This is a genomic window from Rahnella inusitata, assembly GCF_003263515.1.
In the GTDB taxonomy this organism is placed as follows: Bacteria; Pseudomonadota; Gammaproteobacteria; order Enterobacterales; family Enterobacteriaceae; genus Rahnella; species Rahnella inusitata.
Genome location: NZ_JYDE01000010.1, coordinates 35,577 through 53,801 on the forward strand (window position 1 = coordinate 35,577; position 18,225 = coordinate 53,801).

At 53.6% G+C, this 18,225-nt stretch carries 16 protein-coding genes; 3 read left to right on the forward strand and 13 right to left on the reverse strand.

Translation table 11 applies throughout. From position 1 onward, the window contains the following. The first annotated feature begins 124 nt into the window (after positions 1-124). On the forward strand, positions 125-733 hold the full coding sequence (locus TU92_RS06100; protein ID WP_112165313.1) for a LysE family translocator: 609 nt from the start codon (positions 125-127) through the stop codon (positions 731-733). Between the two features lie 5 nt (positions 734-738). Here the strand turns inward: TU92_RS06100 and TU92_RS06105 are convergent, their stop codons facing one another. The 13 genes from TU92_RS06105 to TU92_RS06165 all read right to left on the reverse strand — a co-directional run bounded on the left by TU92_RS06105 (position 739) and on the right by TU92_RS06165 (position 16,965). After that, positions 739-1,287 carry an MltR family transcriptional regulator gene (locus TU92_RS06105; protein ID WP_056775860.1) on the reverse strand — a complete coding sequence of 183 codons (549 nt, stop codon included), beginning with the start codon at positions 1,285-1,287 and terminating at the stop codon, positions 739-741. A 136-nt stretch (positions 1,288-1,423) separates the two neighbouring features. After that, a complete protein-coding gene (locus TU92_RS06110) occupies positions 1,424-2,572 on the reverse strand; it encodes a mannitol-1-phosphate 5-dehydrogenase (protein ID WP_112165315.1) in 1,149 nt (382 codons plus the stop codon). Positions 2,573-2,693: 121 nt separating this feature from the next. Further along, positions 2,694-4,607 carry a PTS mannitol transporter subunit IICBA gene (locus tag TU92_RS06115; RefSeq protein ID WP_112165317.1) on the reverse strand — a complete coding sequence of 638 codons (1,914 nt, stop codon included), beginning with the start codon at positions 4,605-4,607 and terminating at the stop codon, positions 2,694-2,696. Positions 4,608-5,142: 535 nt separating this feature from the next. Continuing rightward, a complete protein-coding gene (locus TU92_RS06120; protein WP_112165320.1) occupies positions 5,143-5,937 on the reverse strand; it encodes a DsbA family protein in 795 nt (264 codons plus the stop codon). A 94-nt stretch (positions 5,938-6,031) separates the two neighbouring features. Then, positions 6,032-6,745 (reverse strand): nucleoside/nucleotide kinase family protein, encoded by a 714-nt coding sequence (locus TU92_RS06125; protein WP_112165322.1) that lies wholly within the window; start codon positions 6,743-6,745, stop codon positions 6,032-6,034. Continuing rightward, positions 6,723-7,250 carry an MltR family transcriptional regulator gene (locus TU92_RS06130; RefSeq protein WP_112165324.1) on the reverse strand — a complete coding sequence of 176 codons (528 nt, stop codon included), beginning with the start codon at positions 7,248-7,250 and terminating at the stop codon, positions 6,723-6,725. Before TU92_RS06130 ends, TU92_RS06125 begins: the two co-directional genes overlap by 23 nt. Positions 7,251-7,291: 41 nt before the next feature. Next, positions 7,292-8,560: a zinc-binding dehydrogenase gene (locus tag TU92_RS06135; protein ID WP_112165326.1), complete on the reverse strand. Its 1,269-nt coding sequence runs from the start codon at positions 8,558-8,560 to the stop codon at positions 7,292-7,294. Further along, positions 8,557-9,960 (reverse strand): PTS mannitol transporter subunit IIBC, encoded by a 1,404-nt coding sequence (locus tag TU92_RS06140; RefSeq protein WP_112165327.1) that lies wholly within the window; start codon positions 9,958-9,960, stop codon positions 8,557-8,559. Before TU92_RS06140 ends, TU92_RS06135 begins: the two co-directional genes overlap by 4 nt. Before the next feature lie 31 nt (positions 9,961-9,991). Beyond that, the gene (gene cmtB / locus TU92_RS06145; RefSeq protein ID WP_112165329.1) at positions 9,992-10,438 is read right to left on the reverse strand and encodes a PTS mannitol transporter subunit IIA; all 447 of its coding nucleotides are present in this window, start codon (positions 10,436-10,438) and stop codon (positions 9,992-9,994) included. Between the two features lie 375 nt (positions 10,439-10,813). Further along, positions 10,814-11,536 (reverse strand): DUF3053 domain-containing protein, encoded by a 723-nt coding sequence (locus tag TU92_RS06150; RefSeq protein ID WP_112165331.1) that lies wholly within the window; start codon positions 11,534-11,536, stop codon positions 10,814-10,816. Between the two features lie 214 nt (positions 11,537-11,750). After that, positions 11,751-13,820 (reverse strand): glycine--tRNA ligase subunit beta, encoded by a 2,070-nt coding sequence (gene glyS, locus TU92_RS06155; RefSeq protein WP_112165333.1) that lies wholly within the window; start codon positions 13,818-13,820, stop codon positions 11,751-11,753. Positions 13,821-13,829: 9 nt separating this feature from the next. Beyond that, positions 13,830-14,744 carry a glycine--tRNA ligase subunit alpha gene (gene glyQ, locus TU92_RS06160; RefSeq protein WP_056775883.1) on the reverse strand — a complete coding sequence of 305 codons (915 nt, stop codon included), beginning with the start codon at positions 14,742-14,744 and terminating at the stop codon, positions 13,830-13,832. Positions 14,745-15,021: 277 nt separating this feature from the next. Beyond that, positions 15,022-16,965 carry an autotransporter outer membrane beta-barrel domain-containing protein gene (locus TU92_RS06165; RefSeq protein WP_248291963.1) on the reverse strand — a complete coding sequence of 648 codons (1,944 nt, stop codon included), beginning with the start codon at positions 16,963-16,965 and terminating at the stop codon, positions 15,022-15,024. Between the two features lie 246 nt (positions 16,966-17,211). Here TU92_RS06165 and TU92_RS06170 point away from each other — a divergent pair, with 246 nt between their 5' ends. Further along, the gene (locus tag TU92_RS06170) at positions 17,212-17,784 is read left to right on the forward strand and encodes a DNA-3-methyladenine glycosylase I (protein ID WP_112165337.1); all 573 of its coding nucleotides are present in this window, start codon (positions 17,212-17,214) and stop codon (positions 17,782-17,784) included. After that, positions 17,781-18,224, forward strand: coding sequence for an N-acetyltransferase (locus tag TU92_RS06175; RefSeq protein ID WP_112165340.1), 444 nt, complete (start codon positions 17,781-17,783; stop codon positions 18,222-18,224). Before TU92_RS06170 ends, TU92_RS06175 begins: the two co-directional genes overlap by 4 nt. The last annotated feature ends 1 nt before the right edge of the window (position 18,225 follow it).

Below are 18,225 nucleotides of genomic sequence, written 5' to 3' on the forward strand. Positions count from 1 at the left end.
AGGGATGGGTACAGTGTGCGTCATCTCAATCTGTAACCCTGACAATAGCGTATTTCTGGTTCTGTTACCCTCCCATACAACACTTTATTCTGGTTATCTGGAATACAGGGGAGCAGGAAAGAAAATGATAGATACCGCTTTTGTCAGTTACGTCACCGTGATGTCGATTACGCCGGGCCCGAACAATCTGCTGCTGGCGGCTTCGGGCGTGAATTTCGGGCTGCGGCGCAGCGTGCCGATGATGCTCGGGATAACACTCGGCTGCGTCGTGCAATGTGCGCTGATGACCTCAATGCTGGCGATTTTACTGAGCTGGATGAACGCCGTACGCCTGCCGATGGCGGTCGTCGGCTGTGCCTATTTGTTCTGGCTGTCGTGGAAAATCTACCGTTCCGGCACGCCGAAAGAAGGTGAGAAACAGCAACCGATGAACATGGTCGGCGGCGCGCTGTTTCAGGCGATCAACCCGAAAGCCTGGCTGATGGCCACCAACGTGGCGATCCTGTTTACGCCGCCGGACGGCAATATGCTGCATCACACGCTGCTGATTTGCGTCGGCTTCGCGCTGATCAACCTGCCGTGCATTCTGGTGTGGGTGGTGATGGGTGACAGGTTACGTCAGGCGTTACGCGTTGAGTGGAAGCTGAAACTGTTCAATACAATCATGGGCGGCATGATGGCGCTCACCGCGCTGTGGCTGCTGGTCGGGGAAGTGCGTCATGCGATGATGTAAGCAGGTTATTTCTGCACGGGAGATAAACGTGACGGCTGCTGATTGCTGATGTGGGCGATAAGGCCGGTCACGGAAAGCACCATGGTAGAGCGGACGATTTGCTGATAACGCTGGCGTTGCATGGCAATCAGCGATTCGTCGGCTTCGCCGGGTTTCAGGAACGTCGGCGCTGGCGGTAACTCCGTCACGCAGTGCAATTCCCCGAACGGCCCCAGAATTTCATCGTCGGTAAAACGGTACTCTTCGCCGTCGTAGTTCAGCTCTTCACGCAGCGCCATCAATAATTCTGCATCTTCATATTCATGACGGCTGATGACACCCAGCGCATAAATCAGTTTAAGACGCACGGACAGATCGCCCAGCGGACCGGTGCCGGTCAGCAACGGTTCGACCGCGTATTTCACCGCGTAATCGTCTTTGCGAAAAACCTGCACCACCAGAATATCCAGCGCTTCGGCCAGTAATTCGACGGACGTCATCAAAAAGCTGCGCACGGTTTTACCCGCATTGAGCTTCTCGAGGACACGGTTTTCAAATGCCTGAGCTTTTTCCATTGGGCTTTCTTGCAATAAAGAACCGATGCTTTTAACGCCCTTGGCGTCATCCCTGAAACACACATGTCGGGCAGTCACTGCCTGCCCGACAGGGCTTTCTTTGCCTGGTGTTGGCGAAATCAAAACGAACGCAGTATTAATGCATGGATTCGTAGATTTTTACGGCTTCAGCGACGACTTCGCCTTCTTCCGGCAGACCTGAAATCTGCGCGAGGGCGGCTTTCGGGCCGACTTTCTCCAGCAGCTCTGCCAGCTCTTTAGCCTGTGGATCCTGCTCACTGCGATAACGCATCGCGGCAGCAATACCGATAACCAGATTATTGTGCGGCAGGCGATATTCCTGCGTACCCAACAACGGTTTGATCAGACGGTCGCCAGCGCTCAGTTTGCGCAGCGGCTGACGGCCAACGCGTTCCACGTCGTCATGCAGATACGGGTTTTCAAAGCGGGACAGAATTTTTTCGATGTATGCGCCGTGTTTTTGCGAATCGAAACCGTAACGACGGATCAGCACTTCGCCACTTTCGACCATCGCGCCGCGAACGATCAGACGCACTTTCTCGTCGAGAATAGCATCTCGGATCGTCGCGTGACCGGCCTGCTGGCCAAGGTACGCGGTGATAGCATGACCGGTGTTCAGGGTGAAGAGTTTACGCTCGACGAACGCCATCAGGTTGTCGGTCAGTTCCATCCCGGCGATTTCCGGCAAGGTACCTTTGAACTGAGTTTGATCGACAATCCACTCGCTGAAGGTTTCCACCGTCACTTCCAGCGGATCGGTGGTACCGGCTGCGGCTGGCGGAACAATGCGGTCTACGGCGGAATCGACAAAACCGATATGCGCTTCAACCCACACTTTCTCTTCTTCCGGCAGCGCGTTGAATACGTGCTGTTTGAACTGGCTGGTGCCGCGCACCATATTTTCACAGGCGATGATATTCAGCGGATTTTCGTTGCCCTGCTGGTGACGCAGAACCAGACCTTTCGCGACGTTTGGCGCAATTTTTTCCAGTACGGTCGGGCCCACGGCGGTGGTGACTAAATCGACTTCGGCGATCAGGTTAATCGCGTCCTGACCTGCGCTGTTCACTGCGCTGACGTTGCTGACCGGCTCAACGGTCGCCTGTTCACCCACAACATGCACGTCATAGCCTTTACGGCTGTTCAGCGCGTCCAGTAATACAGGGCTGACATCCGCAAAGGTCAGTTCAATCCCTGCATCAGCCAGTAATTTACCGATAAAACCGCGGCCAATGTTACCTGCGCCAAAATGTAATGCTTTCATAATATTTCCTTCAAATCGGGGGCCATCATTAGGTAAAGCTGGGGAGCCGCCCGGCTCCGAATCAACAAGCGGGTCTCGTAAGACCCGCTGAGTGACGCTCTATTTTTTTGATGCTTAAGTCTTAACCGCGAAGAATACTCAGGACTTCTTCGACGCTGGTGGTGTTGGCCAGTCGGTCAATCACACCATCTTCATCAAGCGCCGTGGTCAGTTTAGTGATCACGTTGATGTGCTCATTATTACGTGCGGCGATACCGATAACCAGACGCGCTGAGTCATCTTCGTCGTCACCCCAGCGGATACCCGCCGGATACTGGCAGAACACAATACCGGTTTTCAGTACGCGGTCTTTCGCTTCGATAGTGCCGTGTGGCACCGCGATGGATTCACCCAGATACGTGGAGGTCAGCTGCTCACGGGCCAGCATCGCTTCGACATATTCTGCCTGAACATAACCGCCTTTCACCAGTTGCTCACCGGCAAAGCGGATCGCGTCTTCTTTACTGGTCGCCTGCAGGCCGAGGAAGATGTTGCTTTCGCTCATACGGAACAGGTTTTCGTTATCAGTATCCGCCACGATGCTGTCGCCGAGCGTGGTGGTCACTTTCTCTTTGTACTGGCTGGCTTTGTTCACTTCAACCAGACGTGAAGTCAGGTCAGTGTACAGGCCGCTGTCGAGGAAGTTGGTCAGCGAGATGTGCTGCGCATGTGGCACCTGACGCATGGCGCGTTCAGTCAGGTCACGGTGGGTAATCACCAAATCCACGTCGTCAGGCAAGTTGTTGATTGCGCTGTTGGTGACGCTGATATTGGTCAGCCCCGCATCCTGCACTTTCTTACGCAGAACACCGGCACCCATTGCGCTGGAACCCATACCGGCGTCACAGGCTACGATAATTTTACGTACGGTGGACAGATCGCCCGCCACGCCCGTTGCAGAAGGTTTGCCGCCTTTAGATTCGGCTTTCATGTCCTGCATGCGACGCGTTGCTTCGTCCAGATCGTCGCCTTCTTTCGCTTTAGTGGTTTTCAGCAACAGCGCAGAGACCACGAAGGATACCGCAAATGCTGCCACGATAGCCGCGATGTTAGCGAAGTAAGCACCTTTTGGCGTCATCGCCAGCACTGCCAGGATGGAGCCTGGTGAAGCCGGAGACACCAGACCACCGTTCAGCAGAGTCAGGGTGAACACGCCTGTCATACCACCGAGGATAACGGCCAGCAGCAGACGTGGGTTCATCAGAACGTATGGGAAATAAATTTCGTGGATACCACCCAGGAAGTGGATGATTGCCGCGCCGCCGGCAGATTGTTTGGCACTGCCACGACCGAAGAACATGTACGCCATCAGGACGCCCATACCCGGACCTGGGTTCGCTTCGATCAGGAAGAAGATAGACTTACCGGTTTCAGTCGCCTGCTGGATGCCCAGTGGAGAGAAGATACCGTGGTTAATGGCGTTGTTCAGGAACAGGATTTTCGCCGGTTCAACAAAGATTGAGGCCAGCGGCAACAGGTTATGAATAACCATGATGTGCACGCCTGCAGCCAGCACTTTAGACAGCGCTTCTACCAGCGGACCGATTGCCAGGAAGGCGAGGATCGCCAGCAGCATACCGATAATACCGGCTGAGAAGTTGTTAACCAGCATCTCAAAGCCGCTTTTGATTTTACCGTCAACCCAACGGTCAAAGCGCTTGATACACCAGCCACCCAGCGGGCCACCAATCATCGCACCGAGGAACATCGGCATGTCCGCACCGACGATCACACCCATTACGGTGATGGCACCGACCACACCACCGCGATCACCACCGACCAGACGACCACCGGTGAAACCGATGAGCAGTGGCAGGAGATAAGTGATCATCGGGCCAACGAGTTTCGCTAATGTTTCATTAGGAACCCAGCCGGTTGGAATGAACAGAGCAGTAATGATACCCCAGGCGATAAACGCGCCGATGTTGGGCATTACCATGTTACTCAGGAAGCGACCAAAGTTTTGAACTTTGATCTTAACGTCTGGTGAAAACATAAAACGCACCCCTATTGATACGCGCTGACAATAGAGCGCGTGATATCAGTTAATTATCGGTGACGGTTAATTCGGTTTTATATGCCACTGCTTTAAAAATCCGTCCGTCGAATTGCTGTCTGCGAGGCGGACTCTACCACGTGATTATAGGCACCGCGTACCCACCCGGCATCCCGTGATGCGGATCACACCTATGAGCCCACTACCCCCTGCATTAGAGTGATCGCGATCACAAAAACACCCTGTAACCCGGCTACAGTGGCGAAAATGCAGCCATCACGGCGCTAAAAACGTGACTTAAGTCACCTTTTGTTAACGAGTCTTTATCATAAAAATGTGATATTTATCACAAAGTATTTTTCGCCGGACTTGTGTATTTAGCTTAAAAAGCATTCAGACGTGTCAGATCTGCACAGGAATGAGTTTACGGGGGAGATGTTGAAAGAAAATTACAGGGGACAGGAAACACAAACGGCGAGCAGTCAGACAGCCCGCCGTTTTATTTAGAACACTATTTAGAACACTCTTTGAAGAATTACTTCCCGCCTTGCGCCTTAACGATGGCGGCCTGCAAATCGTCGGCGGACACTGCGCCCGGCAGTACGGTGGTATTTTCAGCGGTAGCGCCGCTGGTTGGCATCACGACAAAGCCCGGAGTGCCGCTAAAACCGAGGGTACGTGCCAGTTCGTCGTTGGCGGCGATGGCTTCGTGCGTGGCTTTACGCTGCGCTTCGGTCGGCTGCGTAGCTTTGGCGGCTTTCACGGCACCGGCGATATCCGCTTCGGTCAGTTTTCCTTCGTCATGCCCGGTGCGGTAGATGCTGTTGTGATAATCGAAATACGCCTGTGCGCCCTTCTCTTTCCACACCGCCATACCGGTTTCAGCGGCGGTAATTGATGGTTTCCAGCGATCGCCGAAGATTGGCCACTCTTTGAAGACGAAACGCACATTTGGATTAGCTTTCACCGTTTTCTCGACCACGGGCGCCATGCGGCTGCAGTACAGGCACTGATAATCGAAGAATTCGACAAACGCGACTTTGGCGTCTTTCGGGCCATAGCTTGGGGTAGCCGGATCGCTGGTGAGTTTGTCAGCGTTGGCCAGCACCGCACTCAGGGTTTGTTGCTGTTGCTGATCGGCCTGCTGCGCCTGCAATTTCTGGCTGACCTGCACAAGAATTTCCGGGTGCTGAAGCAGGTAATCTGCTGCGATTTTACCAATAGCCGCCTGCTGGGCCGGCGTGAAATCAGCAGTGGCACTGTCGGCAGCCATCACTAAGGTGGGCGCCATCACCAGCGAAGCCAGCAAAGTCATCGTCAGACGTTTCATCAAAAATCCTTAATTAACAGAAAACAGAAACAGATAAAGTTGCTGAAAAAGTAGAGTAGTTTTGTGTCTTTTGCAGGCAAAAAATTGTGATTTTCTATAAATCAGATTTTTGATAGCCATTGTCCGTGGCCATTTTCAACCGGATATCCGCCAGCTGGCTATGCTCCAGCACCCGCATGACGTTAGGCCCGTCGGTCATGGCATAGAAATCCTCCGCTTGTTGCGGGCTCAGGCCACCGCGGATTTTTCGCTCAACCAGGCGCCTGTGAAGTATGTCCGGGTCCGCCTCAATAAAAATGCTCACATCACATAGGGCAGAGAGCGACGCCCAGCCCGGTTCATTGAGCAGCAACCAGTTACCCTCAACGATCAGCACCGGCGCGGTGACGCTGATGGCCTCTTCGACGGGCTCATGCAACGTACGGCTGTACTCCGGCCAGCGGCTGCCGGGCTTGCGTAATGCTAGTAACGCATCGCGTAATTTGGCCAGATCAAACGTTTCCGGCGTGCCTTTACGCTGGCGCAAACCGTGGGCATCCAGCCAGTCGTTGCGGTGATGAAAACCGTCCATGGGTAAGGTTTGAAGCGGGACTAATTCTGGCATTTCGCAGGAGAGCTTTTGCCAGAAGGCGGACAACGTGGATTTTCCTGTGCCCGGAGGTGCCACCAGAAAGACAATCAGAGGCCGGTTTTGCTGGCGTTGAAGGGCAGAGAAATGCTGTAAAAGAGGCAGATGGAGTTGGTCGATATCTTTATGAGGGAAGCAAGCCTGCGTAGTAAGTCCGTTAATCGTCAGCGTTACGTTCATGGGTGAGTTCCTTGAGTAAATCCGTCACCGCCAGCGACAGCGCCGTCCTCACCAAATTGCCATAACGTGCATTATTGAATATCTCAAAACCGGCAAATTTCATTTTCTCAATGGACTGAAACATCAACAAATTACCCGTCACACAACGTAGATTCTGGATGAATTCATAAACGGTCTCTTCATGAAATTCCACAATCTCTGAACTCGTTTTCAGGTGCTCGTCCAGCTGAGAAAAAAGCAAAATATCTGCATAAACCGATTTTTTGATTTTCCCCAAGGCATAAATGAGCCTCAGGGAAACATCATTATTGTCCAGCGGGCCAGATTTAGCGAGTAAAGGTTTCACAGCAAATTCACGGATATCCTCGTCATTATTAATAAAAAGCTGAGGGAGGAACTGTTTAATACCGCTGAGTAAAATGACATTGGCGGCATCCAGAAAATCATTGAGATTCGTCTGGCTGGAGAGCGTCTCCAGCACCTGATCTTCAGTGAGTACAGTCATCCTTCCCTTAGCCAATTCAGTAATGAGATGAATCGATCATATTACAGCCCGGTGGAAACACCAAAGTGGCTGAGTAAAGCCTGCTCCGCCTGCGCATTCCACACGCCGTGCGTTGGCGCCACCAGTTCGGCCAAACGTGCAAACAGCGGGTCACTTTTACCCCGTTCGGCAAAGTCATCGATGGCCGTCAACGGCATGGAAATTCCGTTATAGATAAGCTTTTTACCGCCGGGAATATCAGGCAGATTGAGCACGGTTTCCGGCACGGCATCCAGCCCGCCGATGTGAGTGATCATATAGGAAGGCTGAATACGCCCCGCTGCCGTCAGTGCCAGCGCCTCCTCCATATCACCGGTCGACCCGCCTGAGGTGCCAACAATGTGCGTCGAGGAGTAGTGAACATGATAGAAATTAAAGGGAACGCTGAAATTTTTATCGGTCGGCCCGGCAAAGAAGTTCAGACAACCGTCTTCTGCCAGCAGGGCATCGCCCAGCTCGATCACTTGTGCGACGGCAGCGTAAACAAACACGTCATCGAATCCGTGGCCGCCGGTCAGTTCCCGCAGATGAGAAGCGGGATCTGACAACGTTTTGCTGTTGATGTAGACCAGCTCAACGCCTTTTTCCGCCGCCATGGCCACTGGCAATAACTGCTCGGCCCGCGCCAGACGCTGTTCATCAATATCGACCACCACCACGCGCGCAGGCTTCACATCGCCGTTAATCGCATAATCAATCGCACCAATGCCCATCGGTCCGGCACAGGCCAGCAGCGCCAGATTGCCCCCGGCTTTGATGCCCATCTGATGTTCATACACATACTGAGTGGTGTGATAACTGGCGTGGTACGCGCCAATAATGCAGCACATCGGTTCCGCCAGCGACGCCGCCGCGAAATAGCGGCCCTCGTAAGGCAACACGCAGCCCAGATCGATAGCCTGTTTCGGGATGATCATATAGGTGGCATTACCGCCGAAGGTTTCATAGCTATAACCGGCGGAATAACCGCTCGGCAGCCCCATCGCCGGTTGCAGCACGAAGCGTTTCCCCGCCTCAAAACGGCCATTGAGATTTTTCCCCACCTCAACGATCACCCCGGCGCATTCATGCCCGGTGACGGCAGGATGCTCATCGATATCTTCCGGTACCCGTTTGTGTTCACTGCCGAGCAGAGCGGCTTTGTAGGTCGAGAGACAAACGCTGTCTGACACCACATTCACCAGCAGTTCGTCATCGCCGATTTCCGGCAGTTCGAATTCCCGGATCCTGACGTCTTTCTTGCCATAAATGGCCGCAACTTTGGTTTTCATGCGAGGGCTCCTTGCTGAGGCTGTGAGGTGATATCGATAAGCAGCGCGTCGAGCGCCGGGTCGCCAAGATAGTTTTTAATCAGGATCAACGGTTTCTCCGTGACCCGCTGCGCGCGCCCTTCGAGGCTGGCATGGGTGACAATAATGTCGGCATCGGCAGGGATGTTTTCGATGGAGTAGTGTTTCACCTCAATCGCGTAACCCGCCTTCTCCAGCTTCTTGCGAAACGTCGTCGCACCCATGGCGCTGGAACCCATTCCGGCATCACACACAAAGGCGATCAGATTGATACGGGCAGCCAACGGTGATGTACCAGACTTGCCTTCGGCCTTACGTTTTTTGTTCGCCGTCTGGGAATCTGCGAAGTTATCTTCCGCCGGTGAAGTATCAAGTTTCAAAATCACGGTAGCGACGACAAAAGAGACCACGGTGCCCGCCAGCACACCGGCGCAGGTGCCGATAAAACCACCGCGCGGCGTCAGGGCCAGATAGGCAAAGATTGAGCCAGGGCTTGGGCCAGCCACCAGCCCGGCGCCAAAGAGTTCGAAGACATAGATGCCGGTCATACCGCCTGCAATCATCGCGATGATCATCAACGGTTTCATCAGGACGTAAGGAAAATAGAGCTCGTGGATACCGCCAAGAAAATGAATGATCATCGCGCCGGGCGCAGATTTTTTGCTCAGCCCTTTCCCAAACAGCGAGAAGGCCAGCAGCATACCGAGGCCGGGGCCAGGGTTGGAGGCCACCATGAAATAGATAGATTTTCCGGCCTGCGCGGTGTCCTGCATACCCAGCGGGTAGTAGACCCCCTGATCGATGGCATTATTCAGAAACAGCACTTTCGCGGGTTCATTAATGACTGACAGTAACGGCAAATAGCCGGTCGCGACCAGTGCTTCAATGCCCTCTTTCACTACGTTATTGGCCGCCATCACCGCCGGGCCAATCACCTCATAGGCCAGCAGGCATAACAGCATGCCGAGAATACCCAGCGAAAAGTTATTGATGACCATTTCAAAACCAGCAGGGATGCGTTTCTCCAGCGCTTCATCTACTTTTTTGATCACATAACCGCCGAGCGGCCCCATCACCATTGCACCGATAAACATGGGAATATCGGCGCCAACAATCACACCCATCGTGCCAATGCCCCCCATGACCGCCCCGCGTTTACCACCGATCAGGTGTCCGCCGGTGGAACCAATCATTAACGGCAACAGATAGGTGATCATCGGGCCAACCAGTTGGCCGAAGTGAAGATTAGGCGTCCAGCCCGTCGGAATAAATAACGCCGTAATAAAACCCCAGGCAATAAAAGCCCCAATATTCGGAATGACCATTGCCGTCAGAAAGCCGCCAAAAGCCTGCACTCTGGCGCGCATTGATTTGTTAGCCATATTTAATTCCTGTTTAAGAGGGAGGGTGAAATTAATAACGCCGGATGATGTTGATTAATGCCTCAATATTTTCTGCATGAAGTAATTCATTAACCACATCATCTTCACACAACATTTCACTGAGTGCCTGAATGGCGGCAATATGAGAATCCGCATCGGCGGCAGCCAGGCCGATCAGCAGATTTACCGGCGGGCTATCGGCATCAAAGCTCACGCCTTCGCGCAGCAGCGTCAGGCTGAGCGCCGTCTTCAGCGCCCCGCACTCTGGCCGTGCGTGGGGCATGGCGATATGCGGAGCCAGTAAATAATAGGGGCCGATGTCCAGCGTGGTTTGTTTGATGGAGGCAATATAATTTTCCGTTACCCAATTATTCTCCAACAGATTTTCCATCGATAAATCTATCGCGTGCTGCCAACTCTTTGCGCCGGAATAAATACTGATCGCATCCTGATGAAAGAAACTTATTAACTCTGACATATTACACCCCTTATTCCCGCAATATTCCTCCGGATAAAACCCCACAGAATAATAACGGGCGTTGAATAATCAGGAGCATATTCTCACGTTACTTTTTAAGCAAACGGGTGGCATCTTGTGATCTCTGTCTAATAAAACAGAATCAGGGGGATAAAAGTGAATGGCGTTCACATTATTTTCTTATATTTTTAAATAAAAATAATAAGTCAATGGGTATTTTGTTAACCGAATCACAAATGATGATTTTTATTAAAATGCTGTAATTGTGAACTTCGTCAAATTAGCACTCTTGTTTTAATTTTTTTACATTAAAAAAGCCACGTTATTTAACGTGGCTTTAGAGGTCCGTTCGCCGTATTCCTGCCGGAATAAACCTTAGTTGCTGAAATCGCCCTGCGCGACTTTCTGCGCCTGAAGCAATGTCTGCTGTTTGCCCACCAGATTCGACATCATGGTGTTGTACTGCGTCGCCTGTTGCTGCGTCGGGAACTGCACGCCGCCGTTGGCGAAAGCGACCTGAGTGCCCTGCTGTTGCAGATAGTCACCGACGGAGACGATATCCTGCGTGAAGCTTTGCAGCGCAGGTACCAGCGGTGTCAGTGCATTCGCAGGCTGAGTCACCACGGTGCTATATACCTGGCTGTAAACGGCTTTCAGATCGTCCGGCTGCTTAAGCGCAGCCATCGCGGTATCCGCTTTGGTTTTGGAATCACGCAGCTGTGCATTCAGCAGGCTCAGCGTACTGGCCGCCTGTTGCAACGCACCGCGTTGCGTTATGTAATCCTGAGGCGTGCGCACCTGACCGATAGCGTTGACGACTGGCACGAAGCTGCCGTCTACCGCGCCTTTCATCTGACGGGAGAATGACAAAATAATGCCGTAGTCATTCGCGTAATTACCAAAACGTTGTTTTTGATCTTCACTCAGCGATGGCAGGTTTTGCCCGCTGCGCATCACGGTATTTTGCAAATAATCGATAAAGGCTTTGCGTTGCTCCGGTTCTTTATCGCCGCATGCAGTGAGCTGAAACACTACCAGCAGTGCGATAAACGGCGCCAGCCAGCGAGAAAATGCACCGCTTCTGATCCCTACAGCCATGAGTCCTGACTCCTGATTTCAATGTTCTTTTACCGGCAAGTTCCCTGCCGAGTTTATGCATTCCATGCGGGGTATAGGATAGAACATAAGGTGGGTATGCGATACCTGCGGCCCCGACGCTTTTTCATAAAGCGCTTAAATTCGAATACGGGCCGGTTTTGCTTTGCCCCTCCCCTTCGCAGAGGAGGGAGCGGATCGAGCCAGATTCGGGAACTTATTGCAGCAGCGAAATATCCGCTACCTGCAGGAACAACTCCCGCAGCTTAGATAACAACGTCAGACGGTTAATGCGCACCGCTTCATTCTCATCCATCACCATCACGGTATCGAAGAACTTATCGACGGTTTCGCGCAGCGCAGCCAGTTCGACCAGCGCTTCTTTGTACTGACCGGCAGCAAACAGCGGCTCGAGTTTATCGCGCAGCACCACCAGATGCGTCGCCAGTTTCAGCTCAGCAGGCTCTTTGAGCACGGAAGCGTGAACGTGATCGAGCAGAACGTCGGTGGATTTCGCCAGAATGTTGGAAACGCGTTTGTTGGCCGCAGCCAGCGTTGCCGCTTCATCCAGCGTACGGAAGTAGCTCACCGCTTTCACACGGGCATCGAAATCAGCCGGTTTGGTCGGACGACGCGCCAGCACAGCCTGAATGGTATCGACCGCGTGACCTTCTTCCTGATACCACGCGCGGAAACGACCGAGCATGAAATCAACCACTTCATCGACAACCTTGGCGTTGGTCAGCTTGTCGCCGTACAGGCGCACCGCTTCTTCGGTCAGGGTTTGCAGATCAAGCGTCAGGTTTTTCTCAACGATGATACGCAACACGCCCAGCGCTGCACGACGCAGTGCGAACGGGTCTTTATCCCCTTTCGGGTGCTGCCCGATGCCGAAGATACCGGCAAGAGTGTCCATCTTATCCGCGATCGCCAGCGCACAGGCCACCGGGGAAGCCGGTAAGGCGTCGCCCGCAAAGCGTGGCTGATACTGCTCGTTCAGCGCAACGGCGACTTCTTCCGCTTCGCCGTCATGACGCGCATAGTGCATGCCCATCACGCCCTGCGTGTCGGTGAATTCGAAGACCATGTTGGTCATCAGGTCACATTTAGACAGCAGACCGGCGCGTTTAGCGTTCTCCACGTCGGCACCGATTTTATCGGCGATCCAGCCGGAGAGCGCTTCGATGCGATCGGTTTTGTCACGCAGGGTACCGAGCTGTTTCTGGAACATCACGGTAGCCAGACGCGGCAGGTTATCTTCCAGACGTTTTTTGCGGTCGGTCTTGAAGAAGAATTCAGCATCGGCCAGACGCGGACGCACCACTTTCTCGTTACCGGAAATGATTTGCTGCGGGTCTTTCGATTCAATGTTGGCCACGAAGATGAAGTTCGGCAGAAGTTTGCCCGCGGCGTCGTACACCGGGAAATACTTCTGATCGCCTTTCATGGTGTAAACCAGCGCTTCAGCCGGAACCGCCAGGAATTTCTCTTCGAATTTCGCGGTCAGAACAACCGGCCATTCCACCAGAGACGCCACTTCTTCCAGCAGGCTTTCGCTCAGATCGGCAATACCACCTATCTCTTTCGCTGCTTTCTCGGCATCACGCTTGATGATGGCTTTACGTTGTTCGTAATCAGCGATCACTTTGCCGCGCTCGAGCAAAATCTGCGGATACTGATCGGCGTTGTCGATGGTGAATTCAGGCTCACCCATGAAACGGTGACCGCGAACAGTGCGCGCAGAATCGATACCGAGGATTTTCGCCGGGATCAGCTCATCGCCCAGCAGCAAAGTGACGGTGTGAACCGGACGCACAAACTGCACGTCTGAATCGCCCCAACGCATCAGTTTTGGAATCGGCAGTTTGGACAGCGACGTGGCGATCATCGCAGGCAGCAGCTGTTGTGCGCTTTCGCCTTTGACATGCGCACGGTAAACCAGCCATTCGCCTTTATCCGTGACCAGACGATCGGCCTGATCCACGGTGATACCGCAACCGCGTGCCCAGCCTTCGGCGGCTTTGCTTGGTTTGCCTTCGCCATCAAATGCCTGAGAAACCGCAGGGCCGCGTTTTTCTACTTCGCGATCGGCCTGAGATTCATGCAGGGCAGAGACTTTCAGCGCCAGACGGCGCGGTGCTGCAAACCATTTGACGTCGCCGTGTGGCAGATTCGCCGCATCCAGCTCCGCAGTCAGGTTAGCGGCAAAAGATTCAGCAAGGCTGCGCAGAGCCTTCGGTGGCAGTTCTTCCGTGCCGATTTCCACCAGAAATGTTTTTTCAGTCATCACTGTTTCTCACTTCTCGTTCTTTTTGCACATCGGGAAGCCCAGCACTTCGCGGGAAGCGTAATACGCTTCAGCTACCGCTTTAGTCAGGGTACGGATGCGCAGAATGTAGCGCTGACGTTCAGTCACAGAAATCGCTTTACGCGCATCCAGCAGGTTGAAGCAATGAGCTGCTTTCAAAATGCGTTCGTACGCAGGCAATGCCAGCGGCTTTTCGAGTGCCAGCAGGGTTTGCGCTTCTTTCTCATGCTGTTCGAAGCAGGAGAAAAGGAAATCGACATCGGCGTATTCGAAGTTATAGGTGGATTGCTCCACTTCGTTCTGATGGAACACGTCGCCGTAAGTCGTTTTCCCCAGCGGACCGTTGCTCCAGACCAGATCGTAAACGCTGTCCACGCCCTGGATGTACATCGCCAGACGCTCAAGACCATAGGTGATTTCACCGGTCACAGGTTTACATTCCAGGCCGCCAACCTGCTGGAAGTAAGTGAACTGCGTCACTTCCATGCCGTTCAGCCACACTTCCCAACCAAGACCCCAGGCGCCGAGCGTCGGGTTTTCCCAGTTATCTTCAACGAAGCGGATATCGTGGATCAGCGGATCAAGGCCCAGCTCTTTCAGGGAGCCGAGGTACAGCTCCTGAATGTTTTCCGGGGAAGGTTTGATCATCACCTGGAACTGATAATAGTGTTGCAGGCGGTTCGGGTTCTCACCGTAGCGACCGTCAGTCGGGCGGCGTGATGGCTGAACATAGGCTGCCGCAAAAGGCTCAGGGCCGAGCGCGCGCAGGCTGGTCATCGGATGCGAAGTACCCGCGCCAACTTCCATATCCAGCGGTTGAACAATGGTGCAGCCCTGCTGCGCCCAATAATCTTGCAGTGTCAGGATCAGGCCCTGAAATGTCTTAGTATCAAACTTTTGCATGTTGGATTCGCACGCGAGAAAGTGGGTTTATACACAAAATAATTCGACTGGCAGGCAGGCGACAAGCTCGTGAATCCCCTGGAGCTTAGATAACTAAGTGACGGGGGTGAGCGAGCGCAGTCAACGCATCTGCAACTCGAAGTATGACGGGTATTAAAGAGTCGGACAGTATACCCGCTGAACGGAAGATAATCAGCCAGAATCAGGCAACGGCTGCGCAGCGGAGAGAAAGTGTTTAATTTCGGGTGGGATTAGGGGGCTGTCACCCCCTCAGGGTTTAAAACCGTGCACTGATCCCCGCGTTATAGGACGTTTGCTCGCCGGAATCCAGACCGGTGGTTTGGGAGACGGCGGCGAAGGCAGAGAGACTGTGAGTTAACTGGACGTTTAAGCCTGCTGTCATGTCGACCCAGTCTTTGTCCTGTTCGCCGGTGGTGCGGCTGAAGTGCGTACGGGTCGATTTTATCGCGCCCGTGGCGGTGTAGGTGTTATCGCTGAACTGACGGTCGTAGGTCACCTGCGCGTACGGATTCACGATGCCGAGTTCGGCGTTCAGACGCCAGCCCAGCGCGCCGATTTGCGAGTGGGACGTCTGGTCGCCAAAACGCATCGAGGTGCTGTTGTTGCCTTTCTCGCTGTAACCGTCAATGCTGCTGTAATCCCAGCTGTACTGCGCCACCGGGCCGGTTTTCAGCACCGGTAAAACCGGGAAATCCCAGCCAGCCGTGAGCCGTCCGCCAATCTGTTTACCGTCGGTATCGCCACGCTCAGTGCGGGTGGTTGGCCCCAATTTGATACTGCGGTTGATATCGTCGTAGTTTAGCGAACCATAATGAACATCGCCGTTTATCCAGCCATTTTCGGCGATTTTAACACCGCTGAAGGCCGTCGCCATCCAGCCTCGCGTGCGGTAGCTGTAATGGTCGGTCGGATCCTGTTTATCGTCTGAACCGGAAATCATCAGCCCCATCATCCAGCGATCGGTCATCTGATAATCCATCCCGATATTCAGCGAGTTAGATGTCAGATCACCCTCACCCAGCGACGGATTGATTTTGCTGTCCGCACTCTGTCCGGCATAACCCCCGAACATGCCGAAAGTACCGGCGTCATTATCCTGCGAACGCAACTGCTGGTAGCGGCTGTCGAGCAGCCCCTGCGTATTGCGCGCCAGCGCCAGCGAGCCCTGATTCAGCGCGGTGACTTCCAGCGGACCGTTAATCACCGACTGCATGTACTCGGCGATCAGCGCGTGCGCCTGCGGGGTCGGGTGGAAATGGTCGGCAAACAGGAACGCTTTGCTGCTGTCGAAGCCCGGCAGGTTCGACGTACACTCAGAGGCCGAGGTACCGACCGGGCAGGCGGTGCCGGCGGTATTGGTGAAGCCGTACAGGTTCGGATCGGCAATCACTTCGTTGAACAGCCCGTTGATATCCACACGCGCAATATTGCCGCCGGTTTTCGCCAGCGCGATATCTTCGGTGGTGTTGTAGGTATCAGTAAGATCGCCTGCCACACTTTTCAACGCGTCATAGGCGGCGATCAGCCCTTTTGATAACAAATCCTGCACCAGTTCGGAATCCAGACCGGCGGTGGTTGAAGCCTTCAGCGCATTGTGAATCGCTTCAGTACGCGCATCGTTGTCCGGAGTGTTTTGTGCATTCAGATATTGGTAGGCCGCTTCCAGCGCCTGCTGCTGCACCGGCAGCAATCCGACCTGGATAATGCCTTCCATCAGCACCGGCGTGAGGCCGATATTCGGCACGGTCGGCACCACCACGGTTCCCGCTCCGGCTTTCAGCAAATCGTTCACCTGCGACGCGGCCTGGGTGGCACTGTTGGTGGCAATTTCTACGGCAGAAATCGGGTTCAGGCTCAGCGCGGCGGCGGCCAGATCGTTGCCGCCAATCCAGTGAATGTACAGCCCGTCAGGATCGGCTTTGCCCCCGGTCGAGTTCAGATAGCTTTTGACCTGATCCTGCGTGGTGTACTCAGAATCGAGGCCCGGCACCGCAACACCGCCGCCTTCGGCATAGTTCAGGCCTCCCTGGGAAGAAGGCGTCAGCGTAGTGCCGATATTTTTCGCCAGAATTTCGTCGTACAGCTGATGCGAGCTGCTGTCGAAGGTCCAGCGGCCAATATTGCCAGTGTCACTCAGGCTGTCGCCGAAGACATAAAGCTGACTGTAAGCCTGCGCCGGAGCCTGAAAACCTAAGCACATCGCCACGGCGAATGCCCCCTGTGTCATCCGTAAAACGGCGTTTTTTTGCCTGTCATCGTCGTGATATCCCGAAAATATTTGCGGTTCGCATCCCTGAATACGCAGGGATTACGTAATGAATGGCTTTAAATATTGTTCAGATCCGACCAGCGTCAAGTTGGGTGCACAGAAATTGCGACGTTGCAGAGTTATCCGGGAAGCCACACACTGGCCCCATGTTTTCAGGCTTCTTAAAAGGATGACAGAATGGCGACCACCCGATGTAGCTGGGTTTCGAAAGAACCGATTTATCTCGATTATCACGATAAAGAATGGGGCGTTCCGGTCAAAGATGGCCGCGAATTGTTTGAAATGCTGTGTCTGGAAGGCCAGCAGGCAGGGCTGTCGTGGATCACTATCCTCAGAAAGCGCGAAAATTACCGCAATAACTTCCACAATTTCGATCCGGTGCGCATCGCCAAAATGACCGACGACGACGTAGAACGTCTGGTGCTCGACGCCGGGATTGTGCGTCATCGCGGAAAAATCAAAGCGATCATCCTGAATGCACAAATTTATCTGGCCATGCAGGCCAATGGTGAAGATTTTTCAGAGTTCATCTGGAGCTTTGTTGACCATCAACCGGTCATCAATAATCCGCTCGGCCCGGAAGGCGTACCGGCCAAGACCGTCGTTTCCGATGCGATGTCTAAAGCACTGAAAAAGAAAGGCTTCAAATTTACCGGTTCGACGATTTGCTATGCGTTTATGCAGGCCGCCGGGCTGGTGAACGATCATCAGTCTTACTGTTTCTGCCATCCGAAAAATCAACCAGTATGATCCGTCTCTCCGCCCCTGCCGATGTCGAAGCCATTATGCGGCTATGGCTGCGCAGCACGCTGGCGGCGCATCCGTTTATTGATGAAACCTATTGGTTTGAAAGCGCACCCATGGTGCGCGAAACCTTTTTACCGCAGGCGGTGACCTGGGTTTCCACCGCTGAAGACGGCGGAATTAATGGCTTCATCAGCGTGCTCAATCATCAGTTCATCGGCGCGCTGTTTGTTGATGAAAAGGTTTATGGAACAGGCATCGCGCAGCAACTGATGCAGGAGGTGAAAAACCATTACCCGCTGTTGCTGCTCGAGGTTTATCAGGAAAATCACCGCGCCCTGGCTTTTTATCGCAAAGAAGAGTTCTTAGTGGTAAACGATACGGTTCACCCCGGAACCGATCTTCCTACCTGGGTTTTGCGCTGGCATCAGCCCCTTTCTAAATAAG

What these genes read in the sequence shown, in the direction of transcription:
- TU92_RS06100 (WP_112165313.1), top strand. Translation starts at nt 125, where the DNA reads ATGATAGATACCGCTTTTGTCAGTTACGTCACCGTGATGTCGATTACG.
- TU92_RS06105 (WP_056775860.1), bottom strand. Translation starts at nt 1,287, where the DNA reads ATGGAAAAAGCTCAGGCATTTGAAAACCGTGTCCTCGAGAAGCTCAAT.
- TU92_RS06110 (WP_112165315.1), bottom strand. Translation starts at nt 2,572, where the DNA reads ATGAAAGCATTACATTTTGGCGCAGGTAACATTGGCCGCGGTTTTATC.
- TU92_RS06115 (WP_112165317.1), bottom strand. Translation starts at nt 4,607, where the DNA reads ATGTTTTCACCAGACGTTAAGATCAAAGTTCAAAACTTTGGTCGCTTC.
- TU92_RS06120 (WP_112165320.1), bottom strand. Translation starts at nt 5,937, where the DNA reads ATGAAACGTCTGACGATGACTTTGCTGGCTTCGCTGGTGATGGCGCCC.
- TU92_RS06125 (WP_112165322.1), bottom strand. Translation starts at nt 6,745, where the DNA reads ATGAACGTAACGCTGACGATTAACGGACTTACTACGCAGGCTTGCTTC.
- TU92_RS06130 (WP_112165324.1), bottom strand. Translation starts at nt 7,250, where the DNA reads ATGACTGTACTCACTGAAGATCAGGTGCTGGAGACGCTCTCCAGCCAG.
- TU92_RS06135 (WP_112165326.1), bottom strand. Translation starts at nt 8,560, where the DNA reads ATGAAAACCAAAGTTGCGGCCATTTATGGCAAGAAAGACGTCAGGATC.
- TU92_RS06140 (WP_112165327.1), bottom strand. Translation starts at nt 9,960, where the DNA reads ATGGCTAACAAATCAATGCGCGCCAGAGTGCAGGCTTTTGGCGGCTTT.
- cmtB (WP_112165329.1), bottom strand. Translation starts at nt 10,438, where the DNA reads ATGTCAGAGTTAATAAGTTTCTTTCATCAGGATGCGATCAGTATTTAT.
- TU92_RS06150 (WP_112165331.1), bottom strand. Translation starts at nt 11,536, where the DNA reads ATGGCTGTAGGGATCAGAAGCGGTGCATTTTCTCGCTGGCTGGCGCCG.
- glyS (WP_112165333.1), bottom strand. Translation starts at nt 13,820, where the DNA reads ATGACTGAAAAAACATTTCTGGTGGAAATCGGCACGGAAGAACTGCCA.
- glyQ (WP_056775883.1), bottom strand. Translation starts at nt 14,744, where the DNA reads ATGCAAAAGTTTGATACTAAGACATTTCAGGGCCTGATCCTGACACTG.
- TU92_RS06165 (WP_248291963.1), bottom strand. Translation starts at nt 16,965, where the DNA reads ATGTGCTTAGGTTTTCAGGCTCCGGCGCAGGCTTACAGTCAGCTTTAT.
- TU92_RS06170 (WP_112165337.1), top strand. Translation starts at nt 17,212, where the DNA reads ATGGCGACCACCCGATGTAGCTGGGTTTCGAAAGAACCGATTTATCTC.
- TU92_RS06175 (WP_112165340.1), top strand. Translation starts at nt 17,781, where the DNA reads ATGATCCGTCTCTCCGCCCCTGCCGATGTCGAAGCCATTATGCGGCTA.